Raw genomic sequence first — 18924 nt, forward strand, 5'->3', positions numbered from 1 at the left:
CGCTTCCATCGACTTGAATGATGTGCCTTCCCGCGAAAGCATCACTGGCTCGACACCATCAGCGCATCGAGCGTCGGCGGCGTGATAGTCCCGGTCACATCCAGACCGCGCGATTGTTGGAATTTGCGCAATGCGGATCGAAGGCTTGGCCCAACTTGGCCATCGATGATGCCGCTGTAAAAGTCTTGCGCTAGCAGGGCTATCTGCACCCGCCTCACGATAGAGGCAAAGCGCTTCGTGCGCCCAGATAGCGCAGGCAGGCCGTCGGATGGCGGTGCGGATGCGCGGACGTCGGTCGAGTAGAGCGGTTGCGCAGTCTGAGGCTGGGGCTGAGGTTCCTGAGTTGGAGCGACGTAGGGCGGGGAGTAGCCAGGCGCTGGGTTGTAGCTGGGGACGTAACCGCCACCCGACGATGACCGGTGGCTCGTATGGCTGTAGTGTCCGCCGCCGCCGCCGTATCCCGAACTGTGGCTGGAGTGGCTGCTGTGGCTGCGGTGCTGGGCGAGCGTGACCGTGTGGTCCTGGGAAAAGCGCCGCAGCAGCGCGCCCTTGTTCGGATCGTCGTTGCCGGTCGTCGCCTTCGTGAACGTGTCCGCCATCGCATCCTGATGACCGGTGAACCCTGCCGCGAGCAGGCTCGATATGAGGAAGCGGGTGCGCTTCACAACGGCTGGACCGCCAAGGCGGCCTGTTCGTCCGGATGCCATTCGAAAAATCCCGAGCAAGCGCTGCGCTCGCCGCAGCGAAGGCAAGCGGGGGCGAACTTGCGCTTCCAATCGGAGATCGAGGCGATCGCCAGGCGGCGGTAGGCCGCGGGTACCGTGCAGCGCGGGAAGTTGAACAGCTGCGCGCGCACGCCGTGCAGCAGCGCGCGGTTGAGTGCCTCCGCGATCGGCCCAAAGCGCTGCACATGGTCGAAGAACAGCTGCTCCCAGCGGTTCCTTGCAAACCCGATGTGCTCTAGCTGCATGATCGACCATGCCTCGACGAAGCGCAGCCGGGCTGCCACATATCCGGCGAGGGCGGGAAATGCGTCGATGTTGTCGCTCAGGACGACTGTCCTGAGTTCTACTCGCGCTCCCGCCATCGCGAGGTGCGCGAGCCCTTCCTCCAGCTTGGCGAACGCCCCTTCCTTGCCCACGATATTGTCGTGCAGCGCCGCTTCCGACGCATAGAGCGGTATTCCCCAGCTTACCCGGCGGTACGCGGAGCGACCCAACCGCGCGACGTCACTTGCCTCGAAGTGCTGGGCGTTGGTTAGGACGTGAAAGCCAAGGTCCGGACGCGCGGCCAGCGTCCGTTCGATGAGCGTCAGGAGCCGCTCTTTGTAGAGTGTCGGCTCTCCACCTGAGATCCCGATCAGCATGCCGTCGGGGGCGAGCCGGCAAGCCTCCTCGAGCAGGTCGAAGCGATCGACGTGTGTCTTCTTCGGGGGCTGCGAGCACATCACGCACAGCTGGTCGCAGCGCTCAGTGACCAACAGCGTGTTGGTGGTGGATCCGACGCGAAGCAGGCGTTCCACCCGGCCCCTGCGGGGATCAACCAGCACGATGTCGCCATCGAGGTCTTCGGCGCGGACACCATCGATTACGACCAGGCCGAGACGTCCAGAGAAGACGCTGCCATCGTCGGCCCCCTCGATCAGGATCGCGTCGTCGCTAGCTGTGCCGATCCGCGACGTACGGAGCCGCGTGACGTAAGGGCCCTCGGCGTCGGCAAGCGCAGGGCGCATCAGGGGGATCATGCGAGGCGCTGCCCGAATGCCGCCGGCTCGCCGGGTAGTCTTAGCCACCGGGCGAGCGAATATCGGATGGCGTCGTCGTCCGAATACACCAGCCGGAACGCGAGATCGAACAGGTGCAGATGGCGTCGGCAGAACGCCGTCTCGCGCCGCTGAATGTCGATCCTGCCGTAACGGGCGAGGTCGTCGACGAGGTCGCGGCCGCAGAACGGCTGGTAGGCGCAGCGCTTGCAATCGGGATCGAATTGGTTCGTAGAGTTCGCGTTGAGAAGATCGAATGTGGGTCCGCCCCAGCCCTCCGCAACGTTGCCAATCGATAGGTCCACCACCCCGGATCTGGCGAGCATGCGCGCCTCGTCGGTGGGATATACCGCGCCGTCGTGATCGATCACGACATAATCGATGCCCATAGGGTTCGGGTTTCGCAGGTCGACATGCCGTTCGCTGCCGGGTTGGAAGATGCGGCGGAGCGCGATGCTCAGGTACGTTTCCTCCAGCACTCTGCCTCTATCCGCCCAGTTGCGCTCGATGATCCGGCGGACGAAGCTCTCGTAATAGCCCCGCCAGCCGTCGCCCTGCTCGCGCGAGGCGGCGTGACGCTTGCGCGCAAACCCCTGGTAGTTGATCGGACGCAGGAACACGCTGTCGATGCCGAGATCGACATAGGCGTCGAGGAGCGCGTCGATGTCAGGCGGATTGTTAGGGTCGATAGTTGGCAGCGCAGAAACCTTCGTTGGTCCATGTCGTTCGGCGAGCATCCGCAGGTTGCCAAGGAAAGCGGATGTCGCCTCCGCGGTACCTGTGCGGTTACGCGTGTGGGTAGATAGGTCGCCGTCCAGCGAGGTGCTGACGAAGACGTCTGGTCGATCGAATAGCGCAAGAATCTCGTCATCGACGCGTTGAAGGTTGGTGCAGATCACGAACTCCGCTCGCTCGAATCGACCACAACGATCGATGACTGCTCTAATCAGATCGGGGCGAAGTGTAGGTTCGCCGCCCTGGAATTCGATCTTAACGTGTGCGGCGTCTAGCCGGTCAAGCAGCGCAAGGACTGCATGGAGCGTGTCGTCGCTCCAGTCGTGCCCGCCTTGGTTCTCGTTAACCCGCGACACTTGGCAATAGCTGCAGGAGAGGTTGCAGCGAAGGGTCGGGACCAGGATGAGATAGTCGAGCGGTCCGGCACGCGCTATCCGGTCTGCGACTCCTCGGGCATGCGCCGCCGCGCCGAGTGCGTCGCCGCGCTCGACCACGTGTCCTCCGGCGCGGAGGAAGGCCAGGTCGCCGGCTGACAACTGCTCCAAGTCCATGCGATCGAGGAACGCCGAGGATCCAAGGAAAAACCTGCCAGCATCGTTGACGAAAAGCGCCTTTTCGCTTTCGCCTCCGATTGCGCGGAGCCGGAGCGGCGTGAAAGTCATGTGATGAGCATCATGAGCAGGTCGGTCCGCGCTGGATCCGCCTCAGCTACAAGCCGCTCGTTCAAGAGCGCCACGCGCCAGAGATGTCGGGCATCGGTTACAGATGTGGCTGCCGACATGAAAACCCGGTCGATCGAAACCCGCACACGCACGTCTGGTGGCATCCGTGCCGACGCCTCAAGCGCGTGCGATGCATCGCGCGCCGACAGTGCGATCTCGATCTCGGACTCCGCCACAATGTCTCCCGGGTCGCTATAGAGTTCATGCTATGAGCGACGATGGGGCGCGGCAAGCGTCTATTTCCCGGCGAAAATAGGATTGCTGAACGGGACCAGAAAGTTAAGTTCCCTGCAGGGACAGGGGGATGTTGTGGTTGAACGCAGACCGGTGCGGCTCTCATCGAATCTAACGCGGCTGGATCCGCCTACCCTGCCGCCCCCCGCGGCCAAACCCGACAACGGTGGATGCTTTGGGATGGCAGCGATCGTTGGCCTTGTTCTCGTGATCGCCCGCTGCTCGTCTTCGACGCCGGCACCTACTGATTCGTCCCCGCCGGCCGAAGCGGTGGGCAACGCCCAGAAGGCTTTAGAGTCCGCGGTTTCTGAGCAGAAACCGATCCCCGTGGAGCCGTTGACTGCGAACGCTGTTCGCCGCGGTGGCGTCCGAGTGATCACAGCGTCAAAGGAGGGGCTGGCGGGAGAGATGATCTATAGCCAGAACTGCTATGATGTTGTGGGACGCCGCTTCTCTTGGGGCAAGCTTGACGAATGTGGTGGCTTTGATGTGGAGGCCGGACTCGCGCTTGGTGACGAGGCACCTCCAGGTGCCGACAAGGAAGTCGCTTGGTTCGACAGTGAGGCGGGCGCAGGGCGCTACCTCAAAGCCGCGATTGCGGCCGGTCTCGATTCGGACGCCGCCGACCAGCGGCTCGCGGCGCTCCAGGCGATGATCGCCGCGCGCCACAAGGCAAAGAGCACTTCTCCCTCGGCTAAGATCGTGGTCCCCGCTGAGGAACCGGATGGAGGGCAGCCGCCTCAGTCCGGAGACAAAGGTAGTGGGGCAGCCTGACGATCGGACCCAGCGGCTTGCTGCTCCGGCATCGCATCACCTCGCGCATAGAAGTTTCTAAGCGCTGGGATGTGGCCCTGATCGCATCGCCGCGTCTGAAGAAAAACATATTTTTTCCAAGGGGAATGGCGAACTCATTTGTGTTCGAATCAAGGACCCACTTTCGAGAGAAAATGTGGATAGCGGGGCAGGGGGTGCTCTCCGAATTCACCTGCTGGTCTCTGATCACAAGGATCAATCCACAGCCCCCGAGGGCGTTGCATCCGCTCGCTTCCCTATCGGTATATTTGATGGTTATTTGATAAAAGGAGGTGAATTTCGCTTACGATATTGATTTTGTTGGTGCCCCCTACGGGAATCGAACCCGTGTTTCAGCCGTGAGACGCGCGTATCAAATAGCGGAAGTTTCGCTGCAACGCGGCGTCAGCGCCTCTCGCGGATGGTGATTGAAGCAACTGGCGAAGTCTGCAGCTGATCACAGCCGCGTTTGGAACTTGCTCCCTGTTCATGATCGCTCGCGCGCTTGAATCTCCATGAACGTCTGGTTTGATGTGGAAGGCAATCGGCTCTTGATGCGGTCTTCCGGCGGCCACTTTCCGCGACCGAATAGGTTCCGCACGGGAATGTCGCGAGTTGGAACCATGAAGCCGAGCAACCTGCGCTGAAGCGACCAGTCCATCGGGAGATTTGCCTTGAGCAGGACATCTCTTGTGAGGGTGACTGGTTGGCCTCCGTCCAAGATGGCTGTCACGATGTCAGGTGCCAGATAGTTGAGCCGGATAAGTCGAGAAAAATGACCGGGCTTGCATCGGAGTTCGCTTGCTAGCACCGCGGTCGGCCTTTCACGATTGTCTTCGACCAATCGTTGCGCCTCTCGCGCCCGCCTTAGCAGCTTGAGCAAAGCTGGATCAGGCATGCTGCGATGATCTGCTTTGCGCGGTTCGATATGGACCACCGGCCACCGTTCCGCCGATATCGCGCATACCGGAATCTCGAGCACATATCTGGCGTCGCTGCAGGGCCAATCGGAGGGTCGCCCGCAAAACGCTGTCGCGCCGTCCCAGAGGAGGAAGCGGCGCAGTTCGATCAAGCGGAAGTCGAGCGAGACGTGTTCTTCGCCGACTTCGATCCGGTGCAAAAGCGCGGAAAGCAGGTCGTGCATCCATTCTGGGGGCGTCGCCTCCAATGTGGCAGTCGCCCCTACGCCGCGCCGTGCGAGATGTTCAAGATCGGCGCCGAATATCCCCAGCCTCTTCACGGCCGACCGCAGGCTCCTGCGGTCGCTGAGGAAGTTTGCAATCGCGGACATGATGAGCTTCTCGAGATGGTCCGCCTTGCTGCGATAGGCCCGTTTGTATTCCTTCTGCGACCACATCGCGTTGCTTGAGGCGTAAGTGAAATAGGGCTTGCCGCGGTGCCAGTCGACTTCAAGCAGCATATGCCGTCCAAGGTCGTCCCACAGCAGGCCGGCAAGAAAGTGGTTGGTCTGCTTGGCGTGGGGCGTTTGTCGTGTCCGGTCGGCGCTTATTGCCTGCGCCTCGACCCAGATTTCACGTGAGATAAGCGGCACGTGCCGACCTGGGTAGGTCCGGTCATGACCCTGGATCTCGCCAACATAAATCGGACTGCGCAAAATCTGATAGACAGTTGACGGGCTCAGGGCTGCTCCGCCGCGCGGCACACCGCGCCTCGAGTATTTGACCGAACTGCAAAAGCCCGCTTCCCGAACGGCCGTCATGACGGTGGTATAGCGCTTGGTCCGCAAGAATTCGTTGAAGATGAAGCGCACGATCTCGGCCTCGGCATCATCGATGCGGAGCCCGTCATCTGTAGCCACGTAACCAAAAGGCGGCAGCCCGCCATGCACCTTGCCGTGGCGTTTGCGCGTACGGATGCTATCGCGCACACGCTCGGCAATGAGTTCACGTTCAAACTGCGAAAAGGTAAGCAGGACGTTGAGGATCATACGTCCCATGCTGTCCGACGTGTCGAACGCCTGGGAGACCGACACCAGCGAAATACCGCGCCGATCGAACATTTCGATCAGCCGCACAAAATCGAGCAGGCTTCTTGTGAGGCGGTCGATCTTGTAGACCACGACAGCATCCACGTGACCTGCTTCGATGTCCTGCATGAGCTTCGCGAGAGCAGGGCGCTCGAGGCCGCTGCCGGAATGGCCCCCATCATCATAGCGATTGGGCAACTCGGTCCAGCCGCGATAACGCTGACTGGTGACATAGGCGCTGCAGATCTCGCGCTGCGTCGTGAGCGAGTTGATGTCTCGCTCGAGCAAATGGTTCGTGCTCTTGCGCGTGTAGATCGTAACCGGTGTTCTCAGGCCACGGAGGTCCAGGGCATCAGTTCGCCGACTGCATTGGCAGGATGGCCGGCGGCCAATTTGGCGAGCGTCTCGGTCATCCAGACGTGCGGGTTGATGCCGGTGATCTTGCAGTTCTCGACGAGCGTGGCGATCACTGCCCAGTTGTCGCCACCTTCGTCAGAGCCGGCGAACAGCGCATTTTTGCGATTCAATGCAAGCGGTCGGATTGATCGCTCGACGGTGTTGGAGTCGAGTTCGACGCGGCCGTCTTCGAGGAACACGGTTAGGCCAGCCCAACGGCTCAGCGCGTAGCGGATTGCCTCGGCGAGCTTGCTCTTGGCGCTGACCTGGCGAAGCCGGGCATCGAGGTAGAGGCGCAGATCATCGACAACGACGCGGGCGCGCTCGACGCGCAGGTCCCGGCGCTGCCCGGCCGAAGAGCCGCGCACTTCGGCCTCGATGGCGTAGAGCATGGCGATGAGGCGCAGCACCTCGGTTGCGACGGGCGACTTGTCCGCCAACTCGTAAAACTTCCGCCGCACGTGCGACCAACAAAAGGCGAGCTGAATCTGCTGCCGGCGCTTGGCGAGAGCTGTGTAGCCGCCATATCCGTCAACCTGCAGGATGCCCGCGAAGTCTCCGAGGTGCGCCTCGGCTCGCTCCCCCTTGCGATCGGCGGCGTATACATAGGCGACCATCGGCGGATCCTTGCCGCCCCAAGGCCTGTCATCGCGGGCATAGGCCCACAACTGGCCGGTCTTGGTACGCCCACGTCCGGGATCAAGCACTGGCGCGGTGGTCTCGTCGGCAAACAGCCGTTCCGATCGTCGCAATCGCTCGAGAATATGATCGCGCAATGGGCGAAGGTACCACGCGGCCCGGCCGACCCAATCCGCCAGCGTCGATCGATCAAGCTGGATACCCTGCCGGGCGTAGATCTGCGCCTGTCGGTACAACGGCAGATGATCGGCGTACTTGGCGACCAGCACCTGCGCGATCAGTGCCTCGGTGGGAATGCCGCCCTCGACGACCCGCGCTGGCGCCGGGGCCTGCACGACCGCACTCTCGCACGAACGGCAACCGTAGCGTGGGCGGCGCGTGACCAGCACGCGGAAGGTTGTCGGCACGACATCGAGGCGCTCGGCCACGTCCTCGCCGATCTGATGCAGGGCGTCGCCGCAGCACGGGCAAGCCTTGTTCTCGACATCGACGACCTGTTCTATCCGCTCCAGGTGTGCGGGCAACGAGCCGCGGTTGGACTTGCGCGGGCGATCGCTCCTGGACTTTGGAGATGCCGCTTCGCGCGCAGCCCGGGCTCGACCGAGAGCCGTCTCGACATCTTCCAGGCCGAGCTGAAGTTGGTCGGGATCGAGTTGCTCGGACCGCGCGCCGAACCGATGACGCATGAACGCATCGATGATCGACTGGAGCCGCTCGATCTCGGCATCGGCTTCACCCTTTGCGAGCGCCAACTCGGCTGCTGCGGCACGTTCCGCTGCCAGTATGCGGGCCTGTTCGAGGGCGAACGCACGGAGCGCTTCGATGTCTTCGGGAAGGTCCGCTTCCATGAGCATGGAGGCATTGAATCAGCGTGCGAAAGCCCCGTCAACCGGCAATCTGCGGGGCAATCGGCCGTCGTCCGCCATGCACGCGGCGCCAGTCCAGACCCTCGAGCAAGGCACCCAGTTGCGCCGCCGTCAGTCGCATTACCCCGTCCTGGATTGCCGGCCAGCAGAAGCCTCCTTGCTCGAGCTTCTTGGCCATCAGGCAAAGCCCGGTACCGTCCCACCACACCAGTTTTACCCGGTCCGCCCGCTTCGCCCGGAACACGTAGATCACACCCGAAAAGGGATCGCCGCCGTACTCCTTGCCGACCAGCGCGGCGAGCGCGTCAGGTCCCTTGCGGAAATCAACCGGGCGCGTCGCGACCATCACGCGCGCACCGGCGCCGGGTCCGATCACCGGGTTGCCTTTAGCGCTTCGATCACTGCCGTGATCATGCCCGTATCGGCACCGCGGTTGATCTTCACCGCCACGCCATCGATCTCAAGCTCGACTGCACTCACCTTCGATCGCCGGGGCTTGTTCGAGCGGCGCGCCGCCGGGACAGGCTCAACATCAGCAGCCGCCTCGACCACGGCGGGGACGAACACCGGCCCCGCTTGCAATGGCACGCCGCGCTCTTCCATCTGCTTGCGCAGCTCTCGGCGCCACGTGAAGAGTTGCGAAGGACTGAGCGCATGCCGCCGCGCCACCGCAGAAACCGTCTCTCGGCCGGAATAGCTCTCGGCGACAATCGACGCTCTCACTTCGTCCGGCCAATCCCGACGACGACCAGCCCCAGTGAAAACCTCAAAACGCTGCACACCGCTAGTGCCAGCATCATCACATGACATCGTCATAGCACCAACGTCCTCGGCCCGATCAGGGCAAGGAGACTCGGCGCTGCGCTTCAGGTCCGCAAGGTGGGGTCACGACGGCGCTTACTGTAGATCGCGCAACGCTTGTGTGAGAGCATCTGTTCCTCGGACACCTGTCATCTCCCGTTGCCAGCCAACGAGATTATACCCTTGGAAAGGCATTTTGTTGGCGTTGGTAAAGGTGCCTCTATGATGTGCGGACGACGGCACTGCAGCCCACAGCTCCTGGGGCCAAAGAAACGCTCGGTTGAGTGAACGTTGAGCTGTTCGAATGGCTCGGACTGGGCAATCAAGACGTGGACTGACTTTAGTGCTGCGGAGGTCCGGCGACGGCCAGAGAAAAAGGCCTGAACGATTTTCGCTCTGCCTCATCTCAACCGCGAATTCAGGCCGTGCTACCTAGGAAGCTACCTAGCGGAAATACCGCTGCAATCCAACATATTGCGATGTTTTGTAAGATGCTGTTTTTAAGGTAAAAAATGGTGGACGCACTTGGGCTCGAACCAAGGACCCGCTGATTAAGAGCGGCTTTACGTCCGCATGCGTTCGTATTGATCCAGATATGTTCACAGTCAAGCTGGGCCGATGGCGAGGCAGAGGTTCCTGCCAACCGGTTTGGCTCCGGAAAGGGCGCACTTGCTTATATCCGCTCGTTGCATCAGGGGACAGGATCCCGCGATACTAGGCTTGGTCTTGGTGGATTAGACGTTTGCCCACCGTCAGATGGCGGTTTTGCGCAGCATGCGTATGGTGTTTTCGCGGTAGTGCTGAATCAGGGTGTGCAGATTGATCGCGGACGGGTTCGCCAGCCACTGGTAAACCAGCCCGAAAATGAAGGCGCTGAATTCGATCGCAAAGCATTCGGGATCGACGCCGGGACGTACTTCGCTGTCAGCGATGGCCTGTGCCAGCCAGCGCACGGTGTCCTTGCGGTAGGCGATATGGTTGGCGGCAAGGCGGCGGCGCACGAGCGGATAGCTGCTGATAGATTCAAACCACAGGATATACATGGCCTGCATCTGCTTGGTGCGGTTGAGTAGGAAGAACTCGACCGCATCAAGCGCGCCTTCGATTGCTGCGAGGCCGGTGTTCTTGCCGACAAAGCGGCGCAACTCGGCTGCCCACGTCTCATTGAAGTCACGCACCAGAAAGCCGAACAGCGTTTCCTTTGAACCGAATCGGTTGCTGGCAAGGCCGCGGCTGTAGCCGGCGCGTTCACCGACTTCCTTGAGCGTGGTGTTGTGCGTGCCGTTCTCGACTATGAGATGCATCGCCGCCTCGAACATCCGCGCGTCCGAAAGCGCGGTGCGTTCGCCCTGGGTCAGTCTGGGGCGCTCGACCGGAAGTTCGCCGGGATGGGAGATATTCACGTTCAATCCTAGTCTCCGAGGGTGAAACCGGTTTCCACAACCACAGTCATCCCCCCGGCGTCGAACTGCTCCCTGAGTGTCTTCTTGTCGAACTTGCCGACACTGGTCCTCGGGATGAAGTCCGCAGGGGCCCAATACTCGGGTATCATGAATCTGGCAAACCTCTCCCTGAGACCGGCGCGCAAGGCGGCGGGGACAAGTTCGGCGCCGGCCGCCATCACCACGACGGCGAGCGGGCGTTCCTCCCAGCGGGGATCGGGGATCGCGAAGACGGCGGCTTCGGCGACGCCGGGCAGCGCGGCGATGCCGTTTTCGAGATCGGCGGAGGAGATCCACTCCCCGCCCGACTTGATAAGGTCCTTGGCGCGATCAGTTACTTCGACAAAGCCGAGCGTATCGATCCGCCCGACATCGCCCGTGCGCAGCCAGCCGTCGGCGGTGAGGCGCGAATCCTCGGGGGCCTCGTGAAGATAGCCGCCCGTTACCCAAGGTCCGCGCAGCTGGAGGTGGCCCATGGCCTTGCCATCCTCCGGGAGTGGGTGGTCCGTCTCGTCGACAATCCGCACGTGCATGCCGGGGACCGGCCGCCCGGCCTTGGCGCGCCAGGGGGTTTCGCCTTCGGGGCCGGTTTCGCGCGGGGGGAACGAGAGCACGCACATCGGGCTCGTTTCGGTCATGCCCCAGCCTTGCACGACATCGACGCCCCACGCGGCCTTGACCCGCTCGATGAGGCTGGCGGAAACCGCCGAGCCGCCCGAGACGATGGTGCGGAACGAGCCGAGATCGAGCGGCGCCCCGGCGTGGGCCTGAAGCAGGTCGTTGAGGATCGTGGGCACGGCGGCCATCAGGGTCGGTCGTTCCTGCGCGATGAGGTGGACGAGGTGCGCACTTTGCAGGTGGGGCCCGGGGAGGATCAGGTCGCTCCCGGCAAGCCAGCCGGAATAAGGCATGCCCCAGGCGTTGGCGTGGAACATCGGCGGGACCATGAGGATGCGGTCGCGGTTCGAGATCGCGAAGGTATCCGCCGCCATCGAAGCGAGGCTGTGGAGGTAGACCGAGCGGTGCGAGTAGACCACGCCCTTGGGCAGGCCCGTGGTACCCGAGGTGTAGCAGATCGCCGCAGCATCGGTTTCGACGAGTGTGGGCCACGCGGTCATTGGGGCAGCGCGGGCAATCAGGTCTTCGTATGCGTGCATCATTCCGGCAAAACCCGCGATGGCTTGCGGCGCGTCGCCAATAACGACGACGTGGCCAAGCGAGGGGCATTCCGACAGGATCGGCGCGATGGCAGGAAGCAGGACCGCATCGACGATCAGCGCGCGGTCTGCAGCGTGGTTCATGATGTAGCGGATCTGCTCGGCGGGCAGACGCACGTTGAGTGTGTGGAGCACAGCACCCATGGCCGGGACCGCGAGATAGGCTTCAAGATGCGCGGGGCTGTTCCAGCAATAGGTTGCGACCGGCTCGCCCGGCGGCAGGCCAATCGCGGCGAGAGCGCAGGCGAGTTGGCGCGCTCGCCTGGCGGTTTCGGCGAAGCTGCGCGTGTGGGTGGTGGTGCCGTCGAAGGAGACGACGCGGCTTGCGCCGAACAGCCGCTCGCCGCGATCGAAGATCATCTGTGTCGACAACGGATGGTCCATCATCGTTGATTTCATCGGACCTTCCCCTTTTCGAGGATGGCCGCCGCTTCCTGCAGCAGGGCCGGAACGTCGCGTTCGAGGCCACGCGAATAGGCGGTATCGACCTTGCCGTGCGCCTGGAGCACCCAGGCGCCCTCGACGATGGCGGCAAGGCGCCAGGCGGCAAAGACGATGTAGTAGTCGATAGCGGCGTGGCTGAATCCGGTCGCGGCGGACCAGTGCTCGGCCAAGGCCCGGGCCGGCATGACACCCGGACGGTTGGTCAGTCCCTGAACGAACGGGAAGCCGAGCACGGCTGCGGGATCGCGCTGCCAGAAGAACAGGCAAAGGCCGAGATCGACCAGTGGATCGCCCAGCGTTGCCATTTCCCAATCAAGGATGACCCTGAGTTCGGGCCGGTCGGGGGCGACGAGGCAGTTGTCGAGATGGAAATCGCAGTGGATCACGCTGGCGCGGTCCATCCCGGGCTGATGGGCGAGGAGCCATGCGCCGATCTCCTCAAGGAGCGGCAGATCGCGCACCCGGTCAGCCGCCCGGACCTTGAGCCAGCGTTCGATCTGCCGCTGGACGAAGCCATCAGGGCGCGCAAAATCGGCGGGGAGCACCTCGCGCCAATCGACGGCGTGGACGCGCGTCAGCCCTTCCATCATGGTCAGGCCAAGCTGGTTCACGGTCTCGTCGGTGTCGGGCCAGTCGGCCGGGAGGCGCTCGGTAAGCGCAACGCCCTCAACCCATTCGGTGACGGCAAATCGCTGGCCGATCACGGCCGGATCAGCACACCATGCAATGGCTTTGGGGACCGGAGCGCGGCCGGCGAGCGCGGCGATCACGCGGTATTCGCGCTCGATCCCGGCAGCGGCGCGGTCGGAAATGACATTGACCGGAGGGTGGCGCAGCACGAGCCGACCTTCGCGGGTCTCGATCAGACGGGTGACGTTGGAATTGCCGCCGGCGAGGACCTGGCCGAGGACAATGTCGCTGCGACCCGTCGCCTCCGCCAACCATCCCTGCAGGCGCCTTTCGGCATCTACAGGTTGCACATCAGGCCTCCGTCGGTGAACACGACGGATCCGGTCATGTAGCGCGAGCCCGCCACCCACCAGCACACTTCGGCCATCTCCTCGACCGTGCCCATGCGCTGGAGCGGGATCCGCGCAATGATTGCATCGCGCGCGCGCTCCGAGATCGTGGCGGTCATTTCGGTTTGCACGAAACCGGGCACGACCATGTTGACCCGAATCTGCCGCCGCGCGAGTTCGACTGCGAGTACCTTGGTAAGGCCGGTGAGCCCTGCCTTGGAGGCGCCATAGCAGCTATCGCCGGGAAAGCCCCGGAAGCCGACGACCGCGCCCACGTTCACCACCGATCCGCCTTCGGGGATGAGCCCGACAAGCGCGCGGACCACGCGCATTGGTCCAGAAAGATTGGTGGCGAGAGTAGCCTCCCAGTCCTCGTCGGTGATCCGGTCGAGCCCGCCGCCGCGGTGAAGCCCGGCATTGTTGACCAGAACGTCGAGACCGCCCCAGCGCGTCTCAACCTCGGCGGCGATGCGGGCGACGTCTTCGGCTTTGGTGACATCGGCTGAGATGCCGAACACGTCCGTGCCCATCGCGGCCGCGATCCCGGAGATTTCGGGATCACGGCCAACGATGCAGACCTTGCAGCCCTGGCTGGCGGCGAGCGAGGCGACCGCGTGGCCAATGCCACGCGATGCCCCGGTCACAAGCCAGCGGCGGACATCAGGTTGGGACCCGGAAGGAACCTGCACCATCGTGCCCGCAGCCTGCGATCAGAAGTTCTGGGTGACCGCAACACCCCACGACCGGGGCGGACGCGCCGCGCCGTAGCTCCAGACGTTCTGGACGTCATAGCCGATTGTGTAGCCATCCTCATTGCCGAGGTTCTTGCCGAACACGCTGATCATGGTCTTGTTGATCTTGTAGCTGATCGAGGCGTCGAGCAGATACTGGGCCTTGTTGCGCAGGTTCGGGTTGTTGAGGAAGGTCAGGTCGTGCTCGCCGATCATGTGCAGTTCGGCATTGGCCATGACCGTGCCGGGACCGACCTCCTGCTCGTATGACGCGCGCGCATCCCAGGTCCAGCGCGGGGCGCGGCGGATCCTGAGGAACGTCGCATCCACCGGTGTTCCGGTGCTGTAGATGTCTCCGAAGAAGTCCTTGTACTTGGAGTCGAGGTACCCGACATTGCCGCCAATGGTGAAGTTCGAGGTGATCCGCGCAGTCAGGTCAAGCTCGATGCCCTTGAGATCGGCCTTCGAAGCATTGATCGTGCGGTTTTCGCGCCCCGTCGATGTGCCGGGTGCCGGCACGTCGAGGTCCTGCTGCATGTCCTTGTACTTCATCATGTAGAACGCGCCGTTGAGGCGAACGCGGTCGTTGAAGAACTGGGTCTTGAAGCCGAGTTCGTAGTTGTCGAGTGTCTCGGGGTTGTAGGGCGTGGTGGCAGCGCCGATCGTTGCGGGACGACCATTGAAACCGCCGCCGCGATAGCCGCGCGACCACAACGCGTAAGTCATGACCGCGGGCGTCCAGTTGTAGCTGAGGCTGACCTTGGGGGTGAACTTCGACCAGCTCGCCTGGATGGGCGTCGGCATCACGATATTGACGCCTGCTACCGGCGGGAGCGTGACGATCGGGTTCTTCTCCTCGAGCGTGCCGTAGATGAAGATCGTCTTGTCGTTGACCTGTGTGGTTTTGCTGTCGTGCGTGTACCGCCCGCCAACAGTGAGCTTGAGCTTGTCGGTGAACTTGTAGTCACCTTCAAAGTAACCGGCCCACGACCTGGTCGTCTGCGTCACGTCCTGCGCGCTGGTGAGCAGCGGCGGGCCGGCGAAGCCGATGTAGTTCTTGAGGTTGATGGTGTACTTCGAGAACCACTGATAGCCGCCGAGCACGAAGGTCAGCGGACCTCCGCCACCCATGACGAGGCGGGCCTCGTTGGTGACCTGCCGCCAGCGAGCCGGGCGATCGGTGTGATAGAGCGTCTGCGGGGTGGAATCGAAGTCCTGATTGATCGATTCATTGGTCTTCAGGAAGCCCAGAATGTACTCGAAATCGAGGTTGTTGCCGAGCTCGTACTTGAGCTTGCCGATGGCCATGTCGAGCTGGAAGCGCGCGCTCTTGTTGACCGGCGCGTTGCTGATGCTGACGTAGCGGTCACCCGTGATCGGCTGGTCCGGGGTGGTCGAGCAATACTTGTAGACCGCGCAGAACAAGTCGGTCGGCTTCGCCAGCGCGGAAAGCTGCGGCGGATCCTGCCGAGTGAGCTGGTGATCATAGCTCAGGCTGATCTCAAGCGCGGGGGTCGGCGTGAGCAGCAGCTGGCCGCCGAACGCGCGGAAGTCCGACTTTTGCCCCGGCTGGTTGAAGGTCTTGTTGAAGATATAGCCGTCGGTCGAATTGTAGGCGCCCGAGACCTTGAGGGCTACGTTGGGGGCAAGCCCGAAGCTCACCACGCCTTGGAAATCGAACGTATCGAAGCTCGAATAAGTGCCGCGCACCTTGCCGGTCAGGTCCTGCGTCGGGCGCGAACGAGCGAGGTTGATCACGCCGCCGGTGGCGTTGCGACCGAACAGCGTGCCCTGCGGACCACGCAGCACTTCGACGCGATCCACGTCGATCGCCTTGAGGAGGCTGCCCGAGCTCTGGCCGAGGTAGACATCGTCGATCACCACGCCAACAGCCGGGTCGACCGACTTTTCCACGTCGGCCACGCCAACACCGCGAATATAGATGGCGGCCACGCCGCCGGGGCCCTGTTGCGTATCGTCAATCAGCACGTTGGGCGCGGAATTGGCGAAATCACGCACGTCGGAATCGAAGCGCTTAGCAAGATCGGTGACGCCGAGCGCACTGATCGAGGATGAGACATTCTGGAGGTTCTCCGTGCGCTTGCGCGCAGTCACCACGATGGCCTCAAGGCCTTCGCTCGCTTCGCTGGTTCCGGCCTGCTGCTGGGCCTGGGCATAGGCCTCGCCCGCAATCAGACCAGTGGCTGAAATCGACGCTGCCAGCAGCGCACGCATTGCCTTACCCGACATGCTCATCCCATCTCTCCCTCTCTCGCCACGCTCTTGTGGCGTGACCCGATTATCCCCGGCGACATCGTCGTTGTTTGCAGCGCGCAGGGCGGGGCGTTCCCCGTCCGGACGCACTGCAGACGTCGTGGCCTGTACGGGGTCTATCAAACTTGCTATACCCGAACAAGTTATATTGCAGGGCGTTTTCAGGCAGAATCTTTGGGTTTGTTATATTGCCTAGCATTTTTGGGGAATCTTCAGGGCTCCTGCCGAGCCGGGCCTGTTTGGCCTACACAAATTTTGCTTGTCTGAAACTAGTAAGTGTGGTCCACCAAAGGTCATAAAGAAGAACGGGAGAGGCTCGATGAGTGGCAGGCTCGAGGGCAAGGTGGCACTCATTTCCGGCGGGGCGAGCGGGCTCGGCGAGGCTCAGGCCCTGCTCTATGCCCGCGAGGGTGCGCGGGTGATGATCGGCGATCTGCAAGAAGTGCTCGGCGCCTCTGTCGTTGCCAGGATCAGGGGCGAAGGGGGCGAGGCCGCCTTCACGCGGCTTGATGTGACCGAGCTTGCCAGCTGGCAGGCGGCGGTGGCGCTGAGTGTGGCAACCTACGGCAAGCTTACGACGCTGGTGAACAATGCCGGCATCTTCCATCCCGGCGGGATCATCGATGAATCGCCCGAAGGCTGGGCGAAAATGGTCGCGGTCAACCAGACCGGCGTGTTCTACGGGATGAAGGCCGGCGCGCCCGAACTGGTCAAGGCCGGCACCGGCTCGGCCATCGTCAACATTTCCTCGCTCTATGGGCTCATCGGCAGCCCCGGCGCGATCAGCTATCATGCCTCGAAGGCCGCCGTGCGCGTCATGGGCAAGGGTGCTGCGCTCGAGTTCGTGAAGCAGGGCGTGCGCGTGAACACGATTTTTCCCGGCCAGATCCGCACGCCTATTCTGGGCGACATCACGCCTGAGCAGGACGCGGCGATCAAGGCCTCTATCCCGATGGGCATTGTGGGCGATCCGATGGACGTCGCCCATGCCTCGCTGTTCCTCGCCTCGGACGAGGCGCGGTATATCACCGGCGCGGAGCTGTGGGTCGACGGGGGCTGGTATGCAGGTTGCTGAAAAGGTGAGCATTTAACTGATGGCATGGGATTTTTCGACTGAACCCGAGTTTGCCGATAAGCTCGATTGGATGCGCGATTTCGTGAAGCGCGAGATCGAGCCGATGGACCTTGTCTTCCGGGGGCCGGGCGATCCGTTCGATCCGCGCTCGAAGGCGCGCCGGATCATGAAGCCGCTGCAGCAGGTGGTGCGGGACAAGGGCCTGTGGGCCTGCCACCTTGGCCCCGAGTTGGGTGGGCAGGGCTATGGCCAGCTCCATCTTGGCCTGATGAACGAGATCCTGGGCCGCAGCCGCTTTGCGCCCACCGTGTTCGGCACGCAGGCGCCCGATACAGGCAATGCCGAAATCCTCGCCCGCTTTGGCACCGAGGAGCAGAAGGCGCGCTATCTCCAGCCGCTGCTTGATGGCGATATCGTCTCGTGCTTCTCGATGACCGAACCGCAGGCAGGTGCCGATCCCGGCGAATTCCTCTGCCGCGCGCGCGCCGACGGCGATGACTGGGTGATCGAGGGCGAGAAGTGGTTTGCGAGCCACGCCGACATGTCCGAGTTCCTCATCGTGATGTGCATTACCGATCCCGATGTGGCTGTGCATGCGGGCTCTTCGACGATCATCGTGCCCCGCGATGCGCCGGGCCTTGAAATTGTGCGCAACACCGCCGTCGGCCCGAAGGACGAGATCGGCAGCGGCGTGCACGGCTATCTGCGCTTCAACCAGTGCCGCGTGCCGCTGGCCAACACGTTGGGCGCGGTGGGCGGCGGCTTCAACGTCGCGCAGTCGCGGCTCGGCGGCGGGCGCATCCACCATGCCATGCGCACCGTGGGCATGCTGAACAAGGCGCTCGACATGATGTGTGAGCGCGCGGTCAGCCGCGTGACCAAGGGCGAGCGGCTGGCCGACAAGCAGATGGTCCAGGAGCGCATCGCCGACAGCTATACCCAGATCACCCAGTTCCGCCTCCATGTGCTCTATGCCGCGTGGCTGCTCGATCAGGACAAGGGCTATACCCACCGCGTTCGGCGCGAGATTTCGGCGATCAAGGCGGCAATGCCGGGCGTGCTGCGCGATGTCGTGTACCGCGCGCTGCATATCCACGGCTCGCTCGGTATGTCGAACGAGACCCCGCTGATGGACATGTGGCAATACGTGCCGGAAATGGGGATCGTCGATGGGTCGACCGAAGTCCACAAGGTCTCGGTTGCCAAGGACATCCTGCGCCGCGTCGATCCGGCGCCCGGCCAGTGGCCGACCTATTTCGTTCCCCATACCCGCTCAGCCGCGCTGGCGAAGTTTGCGCCCTTTCTCGAAGAGGATGACCTGTGATGGCGACGACGCTCGAACAACGCCTTGATCGGCTGGAGACCCGGCTCGCGCTGCAGGACCTTACGTCCGACTATTGCCTTGGCTTCGACAAGCGCGACATGGGGCGGTTCCTCGCGATCTGGTGGCCCGACGCGGTGTGGGAAATCGGCCCGCCGTTCGGCGATTTCATTGGCCATGAAGGCGTTGTCCATGCGGTCGAGGACATACTCTGGCCGGCGTGGAAGGATTCGACCCACTACACCACCAACCTGCGAGTGACGCCGGTGAGCCTCGATGTGATCGCGGGCATCTGCGATGTCTATTGCATCGGCAACAGCATCGAAGGCCAGGCGCAGAGCGTAGCGGCGACCTACACCGACCGGTTCGAGCGGCGCGATGGCGTGTGGAAGATCGCGCGGCGCAAGGTGACCATGCAGCATTTCAGCCCGCTGACGGGCATAACGCTTTCCGCACCGCAATAGCGG

The 18924-nt window shown here is 62.9% G+C and carries 17 protein-coding genes and 1 tRNA gene; 4 read left to right on the forward strand and 14 right to left on the reverse strand.

Translation table 11 applies throughout. From position 1 onward, the window contains the following. Positions 1-41: 41 nt before the first annotated feature. The 4 genes from hxsA to AQZ52_RS09850 are packed head-to-tail and all read right to left on the reverse strand — an operon-like array spanning position 42 to position 3395. A complete protein-coding gene (gene hxsA, locus AQZ52_RS09835; RefSeq protein ID WP_067909865.1) occupies positions 42-665 on the reverse strand; it encodes a His-Xaa-Ser repeat protein HxsA in 624 nt (207 codons plus the stop codon). Next, positions 662-1744, reverse strand: a complete 1083-nt coding sequence (gene hxsC, locus AQZ52_RS09840) for a His-Xaa-Ser system radical SAM maturase HxsC (protein ID WP_067909868.1) — start codon at positions 1742-1744, stop codon at positions 662-664. Before hxsC ends, hxsA begins: the two co-directional genes overlap by 4 nt. Continuing rightward, entirely contained in the window at positions 1741-3159 is a 1419-nt protein-coding gene (gene hxsB, locus AQZ52_RS09845; RefSeq protein ID WP_067909871.1) for a His-Xaa-Ser system radical SAM maturase HxsB, read from the reverse strand. Before hxsB ends, hxsC begins: the two co-directional genes overlap by 4 nt. Next, a complete protein-coding gene (locus AQZ52_RS09850; protein WP_067909874.1) occupies positions 3156-3395 on the reverse strand; it encodes a hypothetical protein in 240 nt (79 codons plus the stop codon). The genes hxsB and AQZ52_RS09850 overlap by 4 nt, the downstream gene beginning before the upstream one ends. Before the next feature lie 238 nt (positions 3396-3633). Between AQZ52_RS09850 and AQZ52_RS09855 the strand changes: the two genes are divergently transcribed. Then, positions 3634-4227 carry a hypothetical protein gene (locus tag AQZ52_RS09855; protein WP_067909878.1) on the forward strand — a complete coding sequence of 198 codons (594 nt, stop codon included), beginning with the start codon at positions 3634-3636 and terminating at the stop codon, positions 4225-4227. 505 nt (positions 4228-4732) lie between these two features. On the opposite strand, the gene AQZ52_RS09860 is transcribed toward AQZ52_RS09855, so the two are convergent. The 10 genes from AQZ52_RS09860 to AQZ52_RS09900 all read right to left on the reverse strand — a co-directional run bounded on the left by AQZ52_RS09860 (position 4733) and on the right by AQZ52_RS09900 (position 16043). Then, positions 4733-6679, reverse strand: a complete 1947-nt coding sequence (locus AQZ52_RS09860) for a recombinase family protein (protein WP_338045517.1) — start codon at positions 6677-6679, stop codon at positions 4733-4735. Further along, positions 6562-8121 carry an IS66 family transposase gene (gene tnpC / locus AQZ52_RS09865; protein ID WP_067909884.1) on the reverse strand — a complete coding sequence of 520 codons (1560 nt, stop codon included), beginning with the start codon at positions 8119-8121 and terminating at the stop codon, positions 6562-6564. The genes AQZ52_RS09860 and tnpC overlap by 118 nt, the downstream gene beginning before the upstream one ends. Before the next feature lie 31 nt (positions 8122-8152). Further along, on the reverse strand, positions 8153-8509 hold the full coding sequence (tnpB, locus tag AQZ52_RS09870; protein WP_067909887.1) for an IS66 family insertion sequence element accessory protein TnpB: 357 nt from the start codon (positions 8507-8509) through the stop codon (positions 8153-8155). After that, the gene (gene tnpA / locus AQZ52_RS09875) at positions 8506-8949 is read right to left on the reverse strand and encodes an IS66-like element accessory protein TnpA (RefSeq protein ID WP_067909889.1); all 444 of its coding nucleotides are present in this window, start codon (positions 8947-8949) and stop codon (positions 8506-8508) included. Before tnpA ends, tnpB begins: the two co-directional genes overlap by 4 nt. Before the next feature lie 498 nt (positions 8950-9447). Continuing rightward, a tRNA-Ser gene (locus AQZ52_RS18495) sits at positions 9448-9515 on the reverse strand. A gap of 171 nt (positions 9516-9686) precedes the next feature. Next, entirely contained in the window at positions 9687-10253 is a 567-nt protein-coding gene (locus AQZ52_RS09880) for a TetR/AcrR family transcriptional regulator (RefSeq protein ID WP_169793734.1), read from the reverse strand. A 92-nt stretch (positions 10254-10345) separates the two neighbouring features. Further along, positions 10346-11992, reverse strand: coding sequence for a long-chain fatty acid--CoA ligase (locus AQZ52_RS09885; RefSeq protein ID WP_067909895.1), 1647 nt, complete (start codon positions 11990-11992; stop codon positions 10346-10348). Continuing rightward, positions 11989-12978, reverse strand: a complete 990-nt coding sequence (locus tag AQZ52_RS09890; RefSeq protein WP_067909898.1) for a phosphotransferase family protein — start codon at positions 12976-12978, stop codon at positions 11989-11991. Before AQZ52_RS09890 ends, AQZ52_RS09885 begins: the two co-directional genes overlap by 4 nt. Before the next feature lie 26 nt (positions 12979-13004). Then, entirely contained in the window at positions 13005-13748 is a 744-nt protein-coding gene (locus AQZ52_RS09895) for an SDR family NAD(P)-dependent oxidoreductase (protein ID WP_067909901.1), read from the reverse strand. Between the two features lie 18 nt (positions 13749-13766). After that, positions 13767-16043: a TonB-dependent receptor gene (locus AQZ52_RS09900; protein ID WP_082697761.1), complete on the reverse strand. Its 2277-nt coding sequence runs from the start codon at positions 16041-16043 to the stop codon at positions 13767-13769. A gap of 337 nt (positions 16044-16380) precedes the next feature. Here AQZ52_RS09900 and AQZ52_RS09905 point away from each other — a divergent pair, with 337 nt between their 5' ends. From AQZ52_RS09905 to AQZ52_RS09915, 3 genes are read left to right on the forward strand one after another with little or no spacing between them, the layout of a single operon-like run. Next, the gene (locus AQZ52_RS09905) at positions 16381-17136 is read left to right on the forward strand and encodes an SDR family NAD(P)-dependent oxidoreductase (protein WP_067909904.1); all 756 of its coding nucleotides are present in this window, start codon (positions 16381-16383) and stop codon (positions 17134-17136) included. Between the two features lie 19 nt (positions 17137-17155). Further along, on the forward strand, positions 17156-18460 hold the full coding sequence (locus AQZ52_RS09910; protein WP_067909907.1) for an acyl-CoA dehydrogenase family protein: 1305 nt from the start codon (positions 17156-17158) through the stop codon (positions 18458-18460). After that, positions 18460-18921, forward strand: a complete 462-nt coding sequence (locus tag AQZ52_RS09915; RefSeq protein WP_067909910.1) for a nuclear transport factor 2 family protein — start codon at positions 18460-18462, stop codon at positions 18919-18921. The genes AQZ52_RS09910 and AQZ52_RS09915 overlap by 1 nt, the downstream gene beginning before the upstream one ends. Positions 18922-18924: the final 3 nt, after the last annotated feature.

The organism is Novosphingobium fuchskuhlense (assembly GCF_001519075.1).
GTDB lineage: Bacteria > Pseudomonadota > Alphaproteobacteria > Sphingomonadales > Sphingomonadaceae > Novosphingobium > Novosphingobium fuchskuhlense.